Source organism: Marilutibacter penaei, from assembly GCF_014145395.1.
GTDB lineage: Bacteria > Pseudomonadota > Gammaproteobacteria > Xanthomonadales > Xanthomonadaceae > Marilutibacter > Marilutibacter penaei.
In genome coordinates this window covers 34,843-51,703 of sequence record NZ_JACHTE010000006.1, presented here as the reverse complement: position 1 = coordinate 51,703, position 16,861 = coordinate 34,843, and the positions used below count along the sequence as shown (strand labels likewise).

General features: G+C 67.2%; 17 protein-coding genes. 5 read left to right on the top strand and 12 right to left on the bottom strand.

Going from position 1 to position 16,861, the window contains the following annotated elements:
* Positions 1-51: 51 nt before the first annotated feature.
* Both H4F99_RS09225 and H4F99_RS09220 read left to right on the top strand, forming a co-directional pair.
* Complete coding sequence (locus tag H4F99_RS09225; protein WP_246371658.1) at positions 52-324, top strand: hypothetical protein; 273 nt, start codon at positions 52-54, stop codon at positions 322-324.
* Positions 325-331: 7 nt separating this feature from the next.
* On the top strand, positions 332-1,096 hold the full coding sequence (locus H4F99_RS09220; protein ID WP_182669453.1) for a pyridoxine 5'-phosphate synthase: 765 nt from the start codon (positions 332-334) through the stop codon (positions 1,094-1,096).
* Positions 1,097-1,175: 79 nt separating this feature from the next.
* Here H4F99_RS09220 and H4F99_RS09215 read toward each other — a convergent pair whose 3' ends face one another.
* The 12 genes from H4F99_RS09215 to dnaA all read right to left on the bottom strand — a co-directional run bounded on the left by H4F99_RS09215 (position 1,176) and on the right by dnaA (position 14,140).
* Positions 1,176-1,583: an ExbD/TolR family protein gene (locus H4F99_RS09215; RefSeq protein WP_182669452.1), complete on the bottom strand. Its 408-nt coding sequence runs from the start codon at positions 1,581-1,583 to the stop codon at positions 1,176-1,178.
* A gap of 226 nt (positions 1,584-1,809) precedes the next feature.
* On the bottom strand, positions 1,810-2,220 hold the full coding sequence (locus H4F99_RS09210) for an ExbD/TolR family protein (RefSeq protein WP_182669451.1): 411 nt from the start codon (positions 2,218-2,220) through the stop codon (positions 1,810-1,812).
* A 12-nt stretch (positions 2,221-2,232) separates the two neighbouring features.
* Positions 2,233-2,652, bottom strand: coding sequence for an ExbD/TolR family protein (locus tag H4F99_RS09205; protein ID WP_182669450.1), 420 nt, complete (start codon positions 2,650-2,652; stop codon positions 2,233-2,235).
* A 39-nt stretch (positions 2,653-2,691) separates the two neighbouring features.
* Complete coding sequence (locus tag H4F99_RS09200) at positions 2,692-3,441, bottom strand: MotA/TolQ/ExbB proton channel family protein (RefSeq protein ID WP_182669449.1); 750 nt, start codon at positions 3,439-3,441, stop codon at positions 2,692-2,694.
* 93 nt (positions 3,442-3,534) lie between these two features.
* Positions 3,535-4,212: an energy transducer TonB gene (locus H4F99_RS09195; RefSeq protein WP_182669448.1), complete on the bottom strand. Its 678-nt coding sequence runs from the start codon at positions 4,210-4,212 to the stop codon at positions 3,535-3,537.
* A 152-nt stretch (positions 4,213-4,364) separates the two neighbouring features.
* Positions 4,365-5,579: a tetratricopeptide repeat protein gene (locus H4F99_RS09190; protein WP_182669447.1), complete on the bottom strand. Its 1,215-nt coding sequence runs from the start codon at positions 5,577-5,579 to the stop codon at positions 4,365-4,367.
* A gap of 148 nt (positions 5,580-5,727) precedes the next feature.
* Positions 5,728-6,570: a M48 family metallopeptidase gene (locus tag H4F99_RS09185; protein ID WP_182669446.1), complete on the bottom strand. Its 843-nt coding sequence runs from the start codon at positions 6,568-6,570 to the stop codon at positions 5,728-5,730.
* Positions 6,571-6,658: 88 nt separating this feature from the next.
* On the bottom strand, positions 6,659-7,468 hold the full coding sequence (locus H4F99_RS09180; RefSeq protein ID WP_182669445.1) for a CPBP family intramembrane glutamic endopeptidase: 810 nt from the start codon (positions 7,466-7,468) through the stop codon (positions 6,659-6,661).
* A gap of 18 nt (positions 7,469-7,486) precedes the next feature.
* Positions 7,487-9,949 (bottom strand): DNA topoisomerase (ATP-hydrolyzing) subunit B, encoded by a 2,463-nt coding sequence (gene gyrB / locus H4F99_RS09175; protein WP_182669444.1) that lies wholly within the window; start codon positions 9,947-9,949, stop codon positions 7,487-7,489.
* A 132-nt stretch (positions 9,950-10,081) separates the two neighbouring features.
* Positions 10,082-11,185 carry a DNA replication/repair protein RecF gene (recF, locus tag H4F99_RS09170; protein ID WP_182669443.1) on the bottom strand — a complete coding sequence of 368 codons (1,104 nt, stop codon included), beginning with the start codon at positions 11,183-11,185 and terminating at the stop codon, positions 10,082-10,084.
* A 216-nt stretch (positions 11,186-11,401) separates the two neighbouring features.
* The gene (gene dnaN, locus H4F99_RS09165; protein WP_182669442.1) at positions 11,402-12,502 is read right to left on the bottom strand and encodes a DNA polymerase III subunit beta; all 1,101 of its coding nucleotides are present in this window, start codon (positions 12,500-12,502) and stop codon (positions 11,402-11,404) included.
* Positions 12,503-12,817: 315 nt separating this feature from the next.
* Positions 12,818-14,140: a chromosomal replication initiator protein DnaA gene (gene dnaA, locus H4F99_RS09160; RefSeq protein WP_182669441.1), complete on the bottom strand. Its 1,323-nt coding sequence runs from the start codon at positions 14,138-14,140 to the stop codon at positions 12,818-12,820.
* Positions 14,141-14,430: 290 nt separating this feature from the next.
* On the opposite strand from dnaA, the gene rpmH reads away from it, so the two are divergent.
* From rpmH to yidC, 3 genes are all read left to right on the top strand, one after another.
* Positions 14,431-14,571, top strand: coding sequence for a 50S ribosomal protein L34 (rpmH, locus tag H4F99_RS09155; protein WP_149351984.1), 141 nt, complete (start codon positions 14,431-14,433; stop codon positions 14,569-14,571).
* Between the two features lie 25 nt (positions 14,572-14,596).
* Positions 14,597-15,082: a ribonuclease P protein component gene (gene rnpA, locus H4F99_RS09150; RefSeq protein ID WP_343064182.1), complete on the top strand. Its 486-nt coding sequence runs from the start codon at positions 14,597-14,599 to the stop codon at positions 15,080-15,082.
* A gap of 75 nt (positions 15,083-15,157) precedes the next feature.
* Entirely contained in the window at positions 15,158-16,834 is a 1,677-nt protein-coding gene (gene yidC / locus H4F99_RS09145) for a membrane protein insertase YidC (RefSeq protein ID WP_182669440.1), read from the top strand.
* Positions 16,835-16,861 lie beyond the last annotated feature (27 nt).

Below are 16,861 nucleotides of genomic sequence, written 5' to 3'. Positions count from 1 at the left end.
AGGCACGGCCCGGGTACACTCGTGCCCACACCCCGCCCGGATCGCACCGAGATGATGCCCTGGCTGTTCCTGCTGCTCGCTTTCGCCGCGCTGGCGGCGGCTTTCCTGACCAGTTCGCCCGGCGTGCTGGCCCTCTGCCTGCTGCTGTCGCTTGGTTTCACCGTCGCGTGGGTGATGGGGCTGCTGGCACGTCGGGTCGGCGATGCCAGTCGCGACGTGGCCACCATCGTCGATACCGCCGAGCTGCAGCGCCTGCGGGAAGCCGCCGAGGCCCGGCGTCGCGCCGAGGCGGTGACGCCGCCCCCCGCGCCCCCTTCGAACTGAGGGCCGCGTGACCGTCCTCAGCGTCAACGTCAACAAGATCGCGGTGCTGCGCAACTCGCGCGGCGGACGGGAACCGGATGTCGTGGCCGCCGCGCGGGCCTGCCTGGATGCCGGCGCGCACGGGATCACGGTCCACCCGCGTCCCGATGCCCGCCACATCCGCGCTGACGACGTATACGCGCTGGCCGAGCTCACGCGTGCGCGAGGCGTCGAGTTCAACCTCGAGGGCAACCCGTTTGCGCCGCCCCGCCCCGGTTATCCCGGCTTCCTCGCCCTGTGCGAGCGGACCCGTCCGGCCCAGGCCACCCTGGTGCCGGACGGGGATGCACAGCTGACCTCGGACCACGGATTCGATTTCGTGAAGGATGCCGTCCAGTTGCGCCCGCTTGTGACGCAATTGAAGGGCATGGGCTGCCGGGTCAGTCTGTTCGCGGACGCCCATGGCGACCCGGCGACCTGCACCATCGCGCGCGCCAGCGACTGCGGCGCGGACCGCGTCGAGTTGTTCACGGGGCCCTGGGCCGAGGCGTTTGCGCAGGGTGAGCCGGAGCGCATGCTGGAGCGCTTCGCCGGGGCCGCGATGCGCGCGCAGGCCGCAGGTCTGGGGGTCAACGCCGGCCACGACCTCAACCAGGAGAACCTGCAGGCGTTCCTGGCGGCCGTGCCCGGCGTGCTGGAGGTCTCAATCGGTCATGCGCTCGTGGCCGAGGCCCTGTATGCGGGCTTGTCGACCACGGTGTCCCGCTATCTCCGCCTGCTCGGGGACGGCTGAGCGACGCCCCGGGTCCAGACGTCGGCGTCAGCCGGATCGGCTTGGGGGTGGGCACGCCCACCCCGCCACCTCCAACCGGTCAGCGCCCCTGGGCGATGTGGGTGACGCCGGCTTCCCGTGCCGCCGAAAGGGCTCCAGCGAAGGCCTGGTATTCGGCATCGCCACTCGCCGCAATCTGCAGCACGCGCTCGGGATGGCCCGCGAAACGATCCGCCAGTGCCGAGCCCAGCGTCGACCGGTCATGCGCCACGCCGTCGAGCAGGTAGCTCCCGTCCGCCGTCGCGAGCAGCTGGACGGGCGAGTCCGTCGGCGGCGTGGCCTCCGTATTGGGCTGCGGCAGGCGTGTCAGGAGGGTCTGGCTGGCGATGGGCGCGGTGACCATGAAGATCACCAGCAGGACCAGCATCACGTCGACGAGCGGGGTTATGTTGATCTCGGCGAGGGCGGCCTGACCACGGCTGCCGTCGGCGTAGAGCGTGCTTGCCATCGAACACCTCCTTGATCCGTCGGGAACGACGGGCGTGTGCCCGCCTGGATCCACGCTGCGCCCTCGAAGATGAACACGCGCTGGACGAATCCAGGCAGCGCCGGCCAGGGCGAAGGCCGGGCCCCGGTGCCGGGCCGCGGACCCTCGCCATAAAAAACGCCGCCCCGGTGGGGCGGCGTTCAATTCCTGCTACACGACGGTAAGACGTCGATCGGGTTCTGTCTGATCAGTTCTGGACGAACCCGATCTTCTGCATGTCGGCATTCTTGGCCGCGGTCAGGACCTTGGCCAACACGCCGTACGCGGCATCACCGCTGGCGTCGACCTCCAGCAGGGGCTGGTTGGTCGGGTCGTTGGCCACTTCCTGCAACATGCGCTGCTGGAGCTGGGTCAGCGGAACCGGCGAGTCGTTCCAGTAGACCGTGCCGGTGCCGTCGATCCGCAGCCGGATCGGCGGCGGCGGATCAGTGGTGGTGGGTGGCGGATTGGTGCTGCGTTGCGGCAGCGCGATATCCACCGGATAGCTGGCAATCGGTGCGGTGACCATGAAGATGATCAGCAACACCAGCATCACGTCCACCAGGGGCGTGACGTTGATGTCGGCCATCGCACCGCTGCCACCAGTCGTAAAAGCCATGGCTGCGCTCCGTTAGTTTTCGCGATCGGCAATGGTGACGAAGCCGACCTTGCGCATGCCCTGGGCTTGCGCGGTCTTCACGACCTCATCCACGATGCGATAGCGGGTGGTCTTGTCACCACGCACGTTCACCTGGGGCTGCGGGACCTTCTGGGCCTCGACCGACAGACGGCTCTCCAGCATCTCCTGGGTGACCGGCTCGTCGTTCCAGAACAGCGAGCCGTCATCCTGGATGGCGACCGTGATCGGTGCCGTGTCCAGCGGATCCTGCTTCTTCTCCAGGTTGGCCTCCGGCAGGTCCACCTTGACCTTGTGGGTCATCAGCGGCGCGGTAATCATGAAGATGATCAGCAGCACCAGCATCACGTCCACCAGGGGCGTGACGTTGATGTCGGCCATTGCGCCGCCGCTACCACCAGAACTCATAGCCATCGTAGAACTCCCGGATCGCGTGTGTGACGAGTGGACCTATCAGCGCTTGGCGCCGAGGTCGCCCACGCGCGAACCCGTGGCGAAGAAGTCGTGCAGGTCGTGCGCGAACGTGTCGAACTTGTTGTTCGTCACGCGGTTGGCACGGGTGAAGAAGTTGTACGCGAGCACGGCCGGGATCGCGACGAACAGACCGATCGCGGTCATGATCAGCGCCTCACCCACCGGGCCGGCGACGGCGTCGATCGATGCGTTGCCGGTCATACCGATGCGGATCAGGGCGTGGTAGATGCCCCAGACCGTACCGAGCAGACCGACGAACGGGGCGGTCGCACCGACCGAAGCCAGCAGTGTCAGGCCCGACTCGAGGCGCGAGCTCTCGCGGGTGACAGCCTGGCGCAGGGCGCGGTCGACGAACTCGGAGCGGTTCAGCGACTCGACCAGGCGCGAGCCCTCGTGTCGCTGGTGGTGCGACGCGGCCTGCGCAGCGTCCAGCGCGATCTTGGAGAACGGCTCGCTCTTGGGCTGCTCTTCCATGAAGCGGATCGCATCCTGCGCGTTCGGGGTTTCCCAGAACGTCGCCATGACGCGGTCCGTGCTGGAACGCAGGCGCATGTTGCGGACGAAGTTGTAGATCATCCAGTAGATCGACATGGCAGACATGGCGATGAGGGTAAGGAACACGATCCACGCCAGCGGATCGAAGTGCTGGATCATGTTCGCGAAGCTCATCTGCTGGAGGGCTTCGGCGTTGGAGCCTCCGGCAGTGGCGGTGGTGGTTTCCTGCAGCATGACGCTTACCTTTGAAATGTCGTGGAAGGAATAACTGTTACTGGAAAAGGTGTAACGGGTACAGCTCGGGTGTTGCTCGAATCCGACGCAGGCTTACTGCGGAACGAAGTCGACCGGAACGCGGACCTTGGACGGAACGTTGACACCGTTGCGCTGCTCCGGATTGAAGCGCCACTTGCGGGCGGCTTCCATCGCGGCACGATCCAGATTTCGGTTGCGGCTGGACTGCTCGACGGAGACGTCGAGCACGTTGCCCTGGGCATCGATGCTGATGACAAGGACGACGGTACCACCCACGCCCCGGCGCAGCTCCTGCGGCGGATACCGCGGCGGATTGCGCTGGCGCGACGACGGATCGACGCTGGAACCGATATTGGTGGCGGGCGGCGGCGGCGACGGCGGGGCCGGCGGCGGAGCCTGGACGTCGACCGGGCTGGGCTCGTCGAACACCACCGGCGGATCCTCCGGCGGCGGCGGCACCGGGGTCGGCTGCGGCGGCGCGATCTTCGGCGGCGGCTTCAGCTCCTTCGGTGGCTCCGGCGGCGGCGGCGGCGGCGGCGGCGGCGGCGGCGGTGGCTTGATGATGTTGACGAGCGTGACTTCTTCCTTCTCCTGCTTGGCAGGAGGCGGAGCCATCGGCGCGAGCAGCAGCAGCAGGGCTGCTACGTGCACGGTGATCGCCATGGTGATGCCCGCGATGCGGGCCCAGTTCAGGCCGTCGTCGCGATCGTCGTTGTAATGGGCGTGCTGGATTTCGAGGTCTTGCGTCATGCGCCGTCAGCTCGGGGAGGTGTTTCCGCAACGTCTGACGCCGCGGGCGTTGAACCGATCCGGAGAGCGCTTGCACGCTGCCCGAACCTCCTAGGTTATACCAAAATGCGGCGTGATGAACCAGACTGCGTGCCGTCTTTTGGTCGTATTGATCAGCCCCCCGGGAGGGCCAGGATCGTGTCCGCGTCCTTGGCGCTGCGCACCCCCTTGGCCTTGGCCTGGCGGGCGGCTTCCTTGGCCTCGGGAACGCGATCCTCCTGCCAGAGGATGCGCGCGAGGTTGAGGTAGGTCTCGCCGTCGTCGTCCAGCGGCGCAGCCTTCTTGTAGGCCTCGATCGCGGGCGCGACCTGGTCGGAGAAGTAGAGCGACTGGGCGAGGGCGAGGTTGTTCTGGAAGCTGTTCTCCAGGATGCCCTTCTGGAAGCCTTCCTGGATCACGCCGGCGGCCTTGGCCTCGTTGCCGTCCATGTTGAGGTAGGTGCTGTAGAGCTGGCGGTATTCCTGGTCGGTCGTCAGCTGGCCGGACGCGCGCAGGCCCTCCAGGACCTCGGCGGCCTTGTCGAACTGCTCGCCCTGCTGGTAGGTGGCGGCCAGGTTCATCTGGGCGCGCTTGTCATCCGGTGTCTTCGCGGCGATCGACTCGGCGAGCGCGGCGGCCTCGGCCGTCTGCCCGGTCTCGAAGTAGGTCGCCATCAGCATCTGCTGCCAGTCGTTGCGCGGCTCGGGGCTGGCGTCGATGGCCTGCTTGAGCACGGTGGCAGCCTCGGGATAGCGCTCCATGCGGTACAGCGCGTTGCCCTTGACGATGAGGTGCTCGGGATTGGTGCTGCGGGTCTCGGCGAAGAACCGGTCGATGGTGGAGAGCGCGGCGTCGTACTGCTCTTCCTGCAGCTGCAGCTGGGCCATCATCAGCATCGCGCCGTAATGGCCGTTGTTGTCGAGACCGTTGTAATCGATGGCCTGCTGCAGGCTGGCGATCGCGCCGGCGCTGTCGTCCCGGTCGTAGTGGACCTGGGCACTGATCTGCGCGGCGAAGGCCTTGTCGTACTCGTTGGCCTTGTCGCTCGCCATGATCTCGTTGGCGACTTCCAGCGCCTTGTCGCCCTCGTCCTTGTCGTAGTAGTCGACCATGCGCTGGAGACGCTGGCTCATGCGCGAGGACGCCTTCGTGCCGGGCTCCTCGCGCGTGGCGTCGGGGTAGGCGTCTTCGGTGGCCTGGCTGCTGCTGTTCTCGCCCTGGCGCTCGCGGCGCTGCTCGGAACGCTCGCGGGCACTCTGGGCACTGGCGTCGGACACGCTGCCCAGCAACAGGATCGCGCCAACCGCGGCGGCCAGCAGGTTGAGGGGACGGGCGTTGGATGGGCTCATCGGGCTACCTTCTCCATATCGTTCCGGGCGGGGCTTCGAAAAACCCTGCACCGTCGGGGGCGGTCACGCTACCAGAAACGGATGACAGGGTGCTACGGGGTTGCGCTGGCTCGGATTCTGGTGTTGCACGGGGGATTCGTGACTCCCATCAACCACACTTCGGCGTACGGCCGGCGGCCTGGGCCTGGCGGTAGGTGGGCGCGAGGCCATCGGCGCGACGCTCGAGTTCACTGATGCGGGTACCGGGACTGGGGTGCGTGGACAGCCATTCAGGCGGCTGGCCACCCCCTTCTTCCATCATGTGCTGCCACAGGTCGACGGCCTGGTGGGGGTCGTAGCCGGCTTCGGCCATCAGGCGCTGGCCCACGACGTCGGCCTCGCTCTCCTGGGTACGGTTGTTGGGCAACAGGAACACGCCCTGCACCGCGGCACCGCCGAACTGTTGGGTGGCGCTTGCGGCACCCTGGCCGTACTGAGATCCGACCAGGGCCCCCAGCAGGCCCAGGCCGGTCTGGGCGCCGACCTGGCGGGTGATCCGTTCATCATGGTGGTGGGCGATCACGTGCCCGATCTCGTGGGCGATGACCGTCGCCAGCTGGTCCTGGTTCTTCGCGACTTTGAAGATGCCGTCGTTGACCCCGATCTTGCCGCCCGGCAACGCGAACGCATTGGGCGAGGGGTCAATGAACAGGGCCACGTCCCAGCCGCTGGCCTGTCCTGCCGGCAACTGCCGGGTCAGGCTGTCGACCACGCAGCGGACATAGCGGGTCTGCGCGGCGTTGCCGCTGATCCGGCCCTGCTGCTTGGCCTGGTCGAAGGCCTGGATGCCCATCTGCTGCAACTGTTCCTGGGACACCGCGCCCACGACCTGGGTGCGGCCGGTCGGCGAGGTGGTGGTGGCGCAGCCGGCCAGCAGGAGCGTCAACACGCCCCCGACGGCAAGTGCGTACCAGGCGGGACAGGAAGCGGGTTGGGGACGGGCAGGGTGCATGCAACCTCCAGGCAGGGACAGGCCCTTGTAGCGGAAAGCGGATTAACACGGTGTAATCCGCCGGCCGTGGAGGGTGGGTGTAGACCGCTCAGCCGGTACCCGCGACCAGCAGCGCGACGGCGAGCGCGTTGTTCAGGACATGGGCGCCGATCGCCGCCCAGAGGGTGCCAGTCCGTCGGTACACCCAGGCGAACGCCCACCCCATCAGGCCATAGGTCAGCCAAAGCTGCAGGGTGGCCGGCCACGGATTGGCGCTCAGGCCGGGCAGTTCATGCACGAGGGCGAAGCTGACACTGCTCAGTGCATACCCCAGACCGGTGCGACCGGCGCGCCAGAGCCGTCCGAACAGGACGCGGCGGAACAGCAGTTCCTCGTACGCGGGAGCAAGCAGCGCCGCGAACACCACCAGGAAAACCGGGCTCTGGGCAAAGGCGGTCTTGATGAGGGCCTCGTTGGTGGGCACCGGTTGCGAGCCCAGCTGCTCTCCGGCCCAGCCGATGGCGGCGCTCCCCAGCAGCACGCCCAGCCCCACCAGGAGCGTCCAGCCCCATGTCGCCGGTCGGCGCAGGGCCGCTCGCGACGCCTGCCGTTCGGGCGTGCTGGCGCGCCCCCGCAGGGCATACACGATCAGCGCGGCGCTGCCCGTTGCCAACAGGGTCAGCCAGACCAGGGCGACACCGTCGGGTTGGGCCACCTCCTGCAGCAGGCGGTCGATGTCGCCCCGCCCCTCGCGCAGCGCGGCGAACCCTTCCCACACGGCCAGCCCGAGCGTGAACACCATGCTCAGCGCGAAAATGAGGCCGAGCGCCAGGCCCAGGTCGATGAAAAAACCGACGAGCGGCGACTGCCGGTGAACGGGCAGCGGCGGCGGAACCGCGACCGGGGATCCAGCGTCCATGCGCACGTCCGGCACCGGTCAGACGTCGAGGTTGGCGACCTTGAGCGCGTTGTCCTCGATGAACTCGCGGCGCGGTTCCACCACGTCGCCCATCAGGGTGCTGAAGATCTGGTCGGCGGCCACCGCGTCCTCGATGCGCACGCGCAGCAGGCGACGGGTCTCGGGATTGACCGTGGTTTCCCACAGCTGCTCGGGGTTCATTTCGCCCAGGCCCTTGAAGCGCTGGATCTGGCGGCCCTTCTTGGCTTCGTCCATCAGCCAGGCCTGCGCCTGGGCGAAGCTGTCGATCGGCTGCGCGCGGTTGCCGCGGATGATCTGCGCCCCGTCGCGGACCAGGCCGTGCAGCTGGTTGGCCGCCTCGCGCAGGGCGCGCAGGTCGCCGCCCTCGAAGGCCGCCAGCGGCAGCAGCTGGGTGACCGTCTGGCCCATGTGGGTGCGCTCGATGCGCAATGCCGCCGGCTGCAGGTCGTTGGCCGGCTGGAACGCGAGGGCATAGCGCGGCTGGCCGAGGCCGCCGCGGTTGAGGCGGGCGGCGAGGGCGTCGAGCTCATGCTGCTCATCGGTGTTGGCGGCGAGCTGTTCGGCGTCCAGCGGGGTGTAGTCGATCAGCGCCTCGAGCACGCGCGGATCGAAGCGGTGCTGGTTGCGGGCGATCACTTCGCGTGCCGACGCATAGGCCAGCAGCAGCTGCTCCAGCGCCGCACCGCTGATCGGCGGCTCGCCATCGGCAGGCACCAGGCTGGCGTTCTCGACCGCGTGGTTGGCCAGGTAGGCGTCCAGCGCCGCGTCGTCCTTCAGGTAGAGCTCGGTCTTGCCCTGCTTGATCTTGTACAGCGGCGGCAGGCCGATATAGATGTGGCCGCGCTCGATCAGCTCCGGCATCTGCCGGTAGAAGAACGTCAGCAGCAGGGTGCGGATGTGGCTGCCGTCGACGTCGGCGTCGGTCATCAGGATGATGCGGTGGTAGCGCAGCTTGTCCGGGTTGTACTCGTCCTTGCCGATGCCGGTGCCGAGCGCGGTGATCAGCGTGCCGACCTCGGCCGAGGACAGCATGCGGTCGAAGCGCGCGCGCTCGACGTTGAGGATCTTGCCCTTGAGCGGGAGGATCGCCTGGGTCTTGCGGTTGCGGCCCTGCTTGGCCGAGCCGCCCGCCGAGTCACCCTCGACGATGAACAGTTCGCTGAGCGCCGGATCCTTCTCCTGGCAGTCGGCAAGCTTGCCGGGCAGCCCGGCGATGTCCAGCGCGCCCTTGCGGCGGGTCAGGTCGCGGGCCTTGCGCGCGGCCTCGCGGGCACGCGCCGCGTCGACCACCTTTTCGCAGATGGCACGGGCTTCGTTCGGGTTTTCTTCCAGGAACTCCTGCAAACGTGCGCCGAACGTGCTCTCAACGACCGGCTTTACATCGGAACTGACCAGTTTCTCCTTGGTCTGGCTGGAGAAACTCGGGTCCGGCACCTTGACCGACAGCACCGCGATCATGCCTTCGCGCATGTCGTCGCCCGACAGGCTGATCTTGGCCTGCTTGGCAATGCCGTTCTGTTCGATGTAGTTCGACAGGGTGCGGGTGAGGGCGGCGCGGAAGCCGGCCAGATGGGTGCCGCCGTCCTTCTGCGGGATGTTGTTGGTGAAGCAGAACATCGTTTCCTGGTAGGCGTCGGTCCACTGGATCGCGACGTCGACGCTGATGCCGTTCTGCTCGCCGGACACGGCGATCACGTTCGGGTGCAGCGGGGTCTTGAGCTGGGCCAGGTGCTCGACGAAGGAGCGGATGCCGCCTTCGTACTGGAACACGTCGCGCTTGCCCTCGCCGCGCTCGTCGATGAGGGTGATCTTGACGCCCGAATTCAGGAACGACAGCTCGCGCAGGCGCTTGGCCAAGATGTCGTAGTGGAATTCGGTGTCGGTGAAGATCGCGGCCGCCGGCTTGAAGCGCAGGCGGGTGCCGCGCTTGTCGGTGGCTTCCAGCTGCTTGAGCGGGTAGAGCGGCTCGCCCAACGCGTACTCCTGCTGGTAGTGGTGGCCGTCGCGCCAGACGTCGAGCCAGAGGTGCTCGGACAGCGCATTGACCACCGAGACGCCGACGCCATGCAGGCCGCCGGACACCTTGTAGCTGTTGTCGTCGAACTTGCCGCCGGCGTGCAGCACGGTGAGGATGACCTCGGCCGCCGAACGGTTTTCTTCCTTGTGGATGTCGACCGGGATGCCGCGGCCGTTGTCCGAGACCGAGACCGAGCCGTCCTCGTGGATGGTCACCACGATGTCGTCGGCATGGCCGGCGAGGGCCTCGTCCACCGAGTTGTCGACCACCTCGAACACCATGTGGTGCAGGCCGGTGCCGTCGTGCACGTCGCCGATGTACATGCCGGGACGCTTGCGCACCGCCTCAAGGCCACGGAGTACCGTGATCTTGCTGGAATCGTAGGCGGGGTTGGCAGCGTCCTGCGGGGTTTCGGTCTGGGGGTCGTGCTCGGATGAAGTCATTGCGGCAACAGGCTCCGGGCGACACGTCATGGCGACGGCGCAATCAGGACAACGGTGTCGAAAAGGCGACACTGGAGTATAGCAGGCGGGACCCTCCCGACGCCGGGGCGCAGCCCCCGCAGACACGGCGGTTCAAGTACCCGCGGGGCTCGCCCGCACCGTGCCATGTTCCACGTGGAACCGGGCTACCGTCGCGGCCATCGCGCCGAAGCCGGATGGGGCTTCCGTGCCGGTGATGAAGACCTGCGCACCCACTGTGGCCAGCCACTGCAGGACCCGCCCCTGATGCTGCCGGTCGAGCTCCGAGCCCAGGTCATCAAGTGCAATGACCGGCCACCGCCCGTGATGCCTGGCGAGTTCCGCCCCCTGGGCCAGGATCATCGACAGTGCGCTGAGCTTCGCTTGCCCCCGGGAGAGCGCTTCCCGACCGGGCAGGGTGGGGTATCGCACGCGTAGATCCGCGCGATGAGGCCCGACCGAGGTGAAGCCCGCCTGGAGATCCCGCTCTCTCGACAACAACAGTGCATCGCCGAGGGCGAGGCTCTCCCGGCGCCATCCGGGCAGGTATTCGAGCTCCAGCTGACCCAGGCTCGGCGCCAGCGCCTTCACCACCGGACCCAGTTGATGCTGGAGGTCGTCCAGGTGCATCTGCCGGCGTCGGGTCAGGACTTCGCCCGCCTCGCTCAGCTCCCGCTCCCAGGCGTCCAGGCCGTCCTGTATGCGGCCGGTCTTCAGCAACGCATTGCGCTGTTTTAACGCCCGATTGTAACGACGCCATACGGGCAGGAACTCATGTTCCACGTGGAACAAACCCCAATCCATGTAGCGACGCCGCATGTCGGCCGCGCCGGTGACCAGGGCATGGCTTCCAGGCTCGAAACTCACCACTGCCAGCGCCGCGCAGAGATCCCCGAGCTGGGCGACGGTTTGCCCATCCAGGCGGCCGCTCCAGGCCTGTCCACTGTGGCGAAGGCCGGCCTTTCGCTCTCTGAGCCCGGTGGGCGTGAGCTCGTTCCATTGGACGAACACCTCCAGCGCATCCGCCCCGGCCCGCAGCACGCCGTCCCGCACGCGACCCCGGAAACTCCGGCCGTGCGCCATCAGGTGCATGCCCTCCAACAGGGAGGTCTTGCCCGCACCGTTCTCTCCCAGGATCAGGTTGATCCCATCGGCCGGTTCGAAGCGGACGTGTTCGAAGCGACGGAACTGATGGAGGTCGAGGCGGGTGATCTGCATCGTCACAGCTTAAGCGGTCAAGGCGGGCCGGAAGCCGACCCGGCAGGGTTGTGACCCAGGGTGATTGGGCCCTGGAATCGGGAATCGGATGGTGGCAGGGCAGGGATGCGATGGAGCAGGGAAGCCCAGTCGCCCCCTCCGAACGTCACCACGCTGGAAACGGAAACGCCCGGCAAGAAGCCGGGCGTCTCGATGTTCCACGTGGAACAGGGATGTTCAGAGTCGCAGCGGCATCACGACATGGCGGCTGCGCTCGTTGCCGGCCTCGCGAATCAGGGCCGAGGAGTTGGCGTCCCGCAGCGCCAGGACCACCTGCTCGTCGCGCAGTGCCGTCAACGCGTCCATCAGATAGTTGACGTTGAAGCCCACCGCCAGGTCATCGACCTTGGTATCCGCTTCAACCTCTTCCTGCGCCTCTTCCTGCTCGGGGTTGTGGGCACTGATCTTCAGCTGGTTCGGGGACACTTCGATCCGCACGCCGCGGTACTTCTCGTTCGACAGGATGGCTGCACGCTGCAACGAGGCCCTCAGCACTTCCCGGTCAATGCGGATCTCGCGATCGGCGCCAATCGGAATCACCGCTTCGTAATCCGGGAAGCGGCCGTCGATGAGCTTGCTGGTAAAGGTCACGTCATCGCGCTTGATACGGATATGGCCACGGCCCATCTCGATCTCCACTTCGCGCTCGCCCCCCTCAAGCAGGCGCTGCAGCTCGGTGACGCCCTTGCGGGGCACGATGATCTGACGCTTCGTGCCGTTCCCACCTTCCAGAGCGGCTTCGCAGAGCGCCAGTCGGTGGCCGTCGGTGGCCACGCAGCGCAGGCTGCCCTCACGCAGGTCGAACAACAGACCGTTGAGGTAGTAGCGGACATCCTGCTGCGCCATCGCAAACGCGGTCCGCTCGATCAACTCCTTGAGGGAGGCTTCCGGCACGCGCACGCGCTCGGTGGCTTCCACTTCGTCGATGGCGGGGAAGTCGTTGGCCGGCAGGCTGGCCAGCGTGAACCGTGAACGGCCGGCCTGGACGGTCACCTTCTCGGCGGTCTGGCTGATGGTGACTTTGCTGCCGTCGGGGAGCGCACGGACGATATCGAACAACTTGCGCGCAGGGATCGTGGTCTCGCCGTCTTCGGCATCGTCCACCGGGATCCGCGACACCATCTCGACTTCCAGGTCCGTGCCCGTCAGCGAGAGTTGGCCGTCCTGCACCTGGACCAGCAGGTTGGCCAGTACGGGCAGCGTCTGGCGCCGTTCGACCACGTTGACGACCTGCGCCAACGGCTTGAGAAACACTTCACGTTGCAGGCTGAAACGCATGCTCAACCGCTCCCCTATGCCCAAGACAAAAGATTGGATAAATCAAAAGCGTGGTGGTGGTGGTGTCCCGAAAACCACTGGAAAACCGATGTAAATACTTGTTTTTACTAAGTTTATTTGGAACATGAAGCCCGGTAGAACTGGGCGATGGCCTTGGGACATGTTGTGGACAACTTTTCGGCCCTGCTGTCGGACTCCACTTGTCCACAGTTTGTACCGCGTCCGTCCAGACCTTTTCGCTTTCCCTGTTCATGATGGACTGTCCACGGCTTCCGGCGCGGCGCAGATGCGCCAGCTCGACGGTGCCTGACAAGCCTATTCGCTCAACTTACGGATCAGCTTGTCCCAATCCTCGCGCATCTTGCCGTCCGTCTCCATCAGGGTGCGGATCTGCCGGCAGGCATGCAGCACCGTGGTGTGGTCGCGCCCGGCGAAAGCGTCGCCGATTTCCGGCAGGCTGTGCTCGGTCAGCTCCTTGGTCAGCGCCATCGCCATCTGGCGTGGGCGAGCGAGCGAGCGGGTCCGCCGTTTCGACAACAAATCCTTGATTTGCAGGCCGTAGTAGTCTGCCACGGTCTTCTGGATGTTGGGGATGCCGATGGCCTGCTGCTGCGCCCTGAGCAGGTCGCGCAGGGTCTCCTGGGCAAACTCCACAGTGACGGCCCGTCCGGTGAAGTTGGCGCGGGCCGTCAGGGTATTCAACGCGCCCTCGAGGTCGCGCACGTTGCTGCGCATCTTCTTGGCCAGCAGGAAGGCCACGTCTTCCGGGATCTGCGCCCCCCGCTCGCGGGCCTTGCTGAGGACGATCTGTGCGCGGGTCTCGAAATCCGGCGGTTCGATCGCGACGCTCAATCCCCAGGCCAGGCGCGACTTCAGGCGCGGCTCCAGGCCTTCGACCTCGCGGGGATAGCGGTCGCAGGTCAGGATGATCTGCTGCTTGCCGTCGAACAGCGCATTGAAGGTGTGGAAGAACTCTTCCTGGGTGCGGTCCTTGCCGGCGAAGAACTGGATGTCGTCGATCAGCAGCGCGTCGACCTGCTGGAACTGGCGCTTGAATGCGTCCATGGTCTTGTCCTGCAGCGCCTTCATCATGGCGCTGAAGAACTGTTCGCTGCGCAGGTAGAGCACGCGGAAGCCCGGGTTGTTGGCCCGCATCTGGTTGCCGGCCGCGAACATCAGGTGGGTCTTGCCAAGGCCGGTGCCGCCGTACAGCAGCAACGGGTTGTGGGCGCGGTCGCCCGGCTTCAGGGCCGCTTGCCAGGCCGCGGCGCGTCCCAGCTGGTTGCTGCGGCCTTCGACGAAGTTGTCGAAGGTGTAGTGGTTGTCCATGTGCCCGTTGAAAGGGGCGGCGGGACTGGTGATCGCAGGGGCCGCCCGAGGGGCCGGCGCGGCTGCATGCGCGCGCGGCAGCTCACCGACTTCCAGGCTGACGTCCGGGCTTCCCGCGAAGTACTCGAGCAGTTCGCGGATGCGCGCGAGATAACGATCGCGCACCAGCTCCACGACGAACGCGTTCGGCGCATAGAGCACGGTGACGTCGTCCCGGCGGGTGGATTGCAGCGGTTTCAGCCAGGTCTGGACATCCTCGAGCGGGAATTCGGCTTCAAGGCGTTCGAGGCAGCGGGGCCAGGCGTCCATAGGGTGCGAGCGGTGTTCCGGTGATGCGTGGGCGCGACGTCCACCGGCGCGCGTGCCCGCGGGCGACGCGACACGGCAGGGGACGGGGGTGGGCCAGACTATCACCCGCCCGGGGGCCGGAACAGCGTCCGCGCGAGGCCAGCGCAGCCGAAGCGACGGATGGCACACCGGCGGGAATGCCTGAACGGCCACCCGTAGTACAGACGCGTTGGTGGCGACGAACTTGACCGGGGGAGGTCACCACGTTAAAGTTCGCGGTTCATTTCGCATCCGATTGCAGAGTCGCCACCATGGCCACCAAGCGCACCTTCCAGCCCAGCAACCTCAAGCGCAAGCGCGACCACGGTTTCCGTGCCCGCATGGCGACCGCCGACGGCCGCAAGATCCTGGCCCGCCGCCGCGCCAAGGGCCGCAAGCGCCTGACCGCCTGAGGCCGTCGGGCCTCCGGCCGACACGGTGGATACCACCGACCGGCCGCCGTCCGCGTTGATGGCGTCGCGATTCCCGCCCAGTGCGAGGGTCCGCGCCAAACGGGACTTCGACCGCATCTTCAAGCACGGGCGACGCGTGGCGTTGCCCGTGCTTGCGTTGCACTACAGCTTTGACGAGGCGTCCACGCCGGCAGCGGCGGCGGACGCTTACGCGCGCCCGGCTGGCGCCCGCCTGGGCCTGGCGGTATCGCGCAAGGTCGATCCGCGCGCGGTCGGCCGCAACCGCATCAAGCGGGCGCTCCGCGAAAGTTTCCGCGGCCACCGGCACCGCCTGCCCGCCGGAGACTATGTCGTGGTGGCCCGTCCCGCCGCCGCCCGTGAGACGGGGGACCGCTTGCGGCAGGCGTTCGAGAACCTCCTGCAGCGGGCCGGCGCGTTGCCGCGTCCGGGGCAGGGCGGCACAATGCGCGCCGACCGGGTGTCCCCGGATGCCCCGCGCCAGGACCCCTGACTTGTCCCGGCCCCGTCGCGACCGCATACCTCAGGTTCGGGCCGCGCGCTCCTCCTTTCCATTTCCCGAGTCGCTATGAACCAGACCCGCATCTTCCTGATCATCGCCTGGCTGATGGTGGCCACCCTGTTGTGGATGGAGTGGAACAAGGAGCAGGCGCCTGCACCGGCCCCCACGACCACCGCCACGACGGCGGCGGGCGTGCCCTCGGCGGGGACGGTCCCGGATGCGGTGGATGCCAGTGGCGTGCCCAGCGCGACGCCGGGCACGCCAGCTGCGGTCAGTGCCGCCCCCGTGGCCGGCACCGCTCCCGTGGTCACCGTGACCACCGACGTGGTGCGCGCCGAGCTGGCCGGTGGCGAGCTCCGCCAGGTCGACCTGCTGAAGTACGGCCAGACCGCGGACGACAACAGCCCGCCGGTGCAGCTTTTCAACACCGACCCGACGCAGTACTTCGTGGCGCGCAGCGCCTGGGCCAGCGAGCAGGGTGCGCCCGACGCGCAGGCCTTCCGCCTGGAGGGAGAGGCGCGCGACTTCGTGCTGGCCGACGGCCAGGACCAGGTCGTCGTCCCTTACACCTGGACCGGCGCCGACGGCGTGACCATCCGCCGCGAGGTCATCTTCAAGCGCAACGACTACGCGATCGAGGTGCGTGACGAAGTCCGCAACGCAGGCGCCAGCCCCTGGACCGGTTACATCTACCGCGAGCTCGACCGCGTGCCGGCCGCGGAACAGGGCGGTGGCCCGATGAACGCCGCCAGCTACAGCTTCCAGGGCGCGGTCTGGTACGACGGCGAGTACGACCGCCGCAAGTACGACGACTTCATCGACGACGGCCCGCTGAACCGCACGGTCACCGGCGGCTGGGTGGCGATGCTGCAGCACCACTTCTTCGCCGCATGGATCCCGCAGCAGGACCAGGCGTCGCTGTTCGTGCTCGAGAACGCGGGCGGCCGCTACGGCATCGAGTCACGCGGACCGTCGTTCACGGTCGCCGGTGGCGACAGCGTGGTGACCGACGCCCGGCTCTGGGTCGGCCCCAAGCTGGTCGAGGGCATCCAGGCACAGGGGGTCAAGGGCCTCGACCGCGCCGTCGACTACAGCCGCTTCGACATCTTCGCCGCCCTCGCCAACGCGCTGTTCTGGCTGCTGGAGAAGATCCACGGCCTGGTCGGCAACTGGGGCTGGGCGATCATCGGCCTGGTGGTCGTGATCAAGCTGGCGATGTTCCCGTTGTCGACCGCGCAGTTCAAGTCGATGGCGCGCATGCGCAAGTTCCAGCCGCGCATCCAGCAGCTGAAGGAGCGCTACGGCGACGACCGCCAGAAGTTCCAGCAGGCGATGATGGAGCTGTACAAGAAGGAGAAGATCAATCCGGTCGGCGGGTGCCTGCCGATGCTGGTGCAGATGCCGGTGTTCCTGGCGCTGTACTGGGTGCTGCTGGAGTCGGTGGAGCTGCGCCATGCACCGTGGATCCTGTGGATCCAGGACCTGACCGCGCGCGATCCGTTCTTCGTGCTGCCGGTGTTGAACGCCGCGGTGATGTTCGCGACCCAGCGCCTGACACCGATGACCGGCATGGACCCGATGCAGCAGAAGATGATGCAGTTCATGCCGCTGGTGTTCGGCGTGATGTTCGCCTTCTTCCCGTCGGGCCTGGTGCTCTACTGGGTCACCAACGGCGCGCTGGGCCTGCTGCAGCAGTGGTACATGATCCGCAAGTACGCGGACGCGCCGCCGGCCAAGGCCTGATCGCTGCATTCGACTGGTTGAAACAGA

Excerpts from the sequence above, each read along its gene's own strand:
- H4F99_RS09225 (WP_246371658.1), top strand. The coding sequence starts at position 52 with ATGATGCCCTGGCTGTTCCTGCTGCTCGCTTTCGCCGCGCTGGCGGCG.
- H4F99_RS09215 (WP_182669452.1), bottom strand. The coding sequence starts at position 1,583 with ATGGCAAGCACGCTCTACGCCGACGGCAGCCGTGGTCAGGCCGCCCTC.
- H4F99_RS09210 (WP_182669451.1), bottom strand. The coding sequence starts at position 2,220 with ATGGCTTTTACGACTGGTGGCAGCGGTGCGATGGCCGACATCAACGTC.
- H4F99_RS09205 (WP_182669450.1), bottom strand. The coding sequence starts at position 2,652 with ATGGCTATGAGTTCTGGTGGTAGCGGCGGCGCAATGGCCGACATCAAC.
- H4F99_RS09200 (WP_182669449.1), bottom strand. The coding sequence starts at position 3,441 with ATGCTGCAGGAAACCACCACCGCCACTGCCGGAGGCTCCAACGCCGAA.
- H4F99_RS09195 (WP_182669448.1), bottom strand. The coding sequence starts at position 4,212 with ATGACGCAAGACCTCGAAATCCAGCACGCCCATTACAACGACGATCGC.
- H4F99_RS09190 (WP_182669447.1), bottom strand. The coding sequence starts at position 5,579 with ATGAGCCCATCCAACGCCCGTCCCCTCAACCTGCTGGCCGCCGCGGTT.
- H4F99_RS09185 (WP_182669446.1), bottom strand. The coding sequence starts at position 6,570 with ATGCACCCTGCCCGTCCCCAACCCGCTTCCTGTCCCGCCTGGTACGCA.
- H4F99_RS09180 (WP_182669445.1), bottom strand. The coding sequence starts at position 7,468 with ATGGACGCTGGATCCCCGGTCGCGGTTCCGCCGCCGCTGCCCGTTCAC.
- gyrB (WP_182669444.1), bottom strand. The coding sequence starts at position 9,949 with ATGACTTCATCCGAGCACGACCCCCAGACCGAAACCCCGCAGGACGCT.
- recF (WP_182669443.1), bottom strand. The coding sequence starts at position 11,185 with ATGCAGATCACCCGCCTCGACCTCCATCAGTTCCGTCGCTTCGAACAC.
- dnaN (WP_182669442.1), bottom strand. The coding sequence starts at position 12,502 with ATGCGTTTCAGCCTGCAACGTGAAGTGTTTCTCAAGCCGTTGGCGCAG.
- dnaA (WP_182669441.1), bottom strand. The coding sequence starts at position 14,140 with ATGGACGCCTGGCCCCGCTGCCTCGAACGCCTTGAAGCCGAATTCCCG.
- rpmH (WP_149351984.1), top strand. The coding sequence starts at position 14,431 with ATGGCCACCAAGCGCACCTTCCAGCCCAGCAACCTCAAGCGCAAGCGC.
- yidC (WP_182669440.1), top strand. The coding sequence starts at position 15,158 with ATGAACCAGACCCGCATCTTCCTGATCATCGCCTGGCTGATGGTGGCC.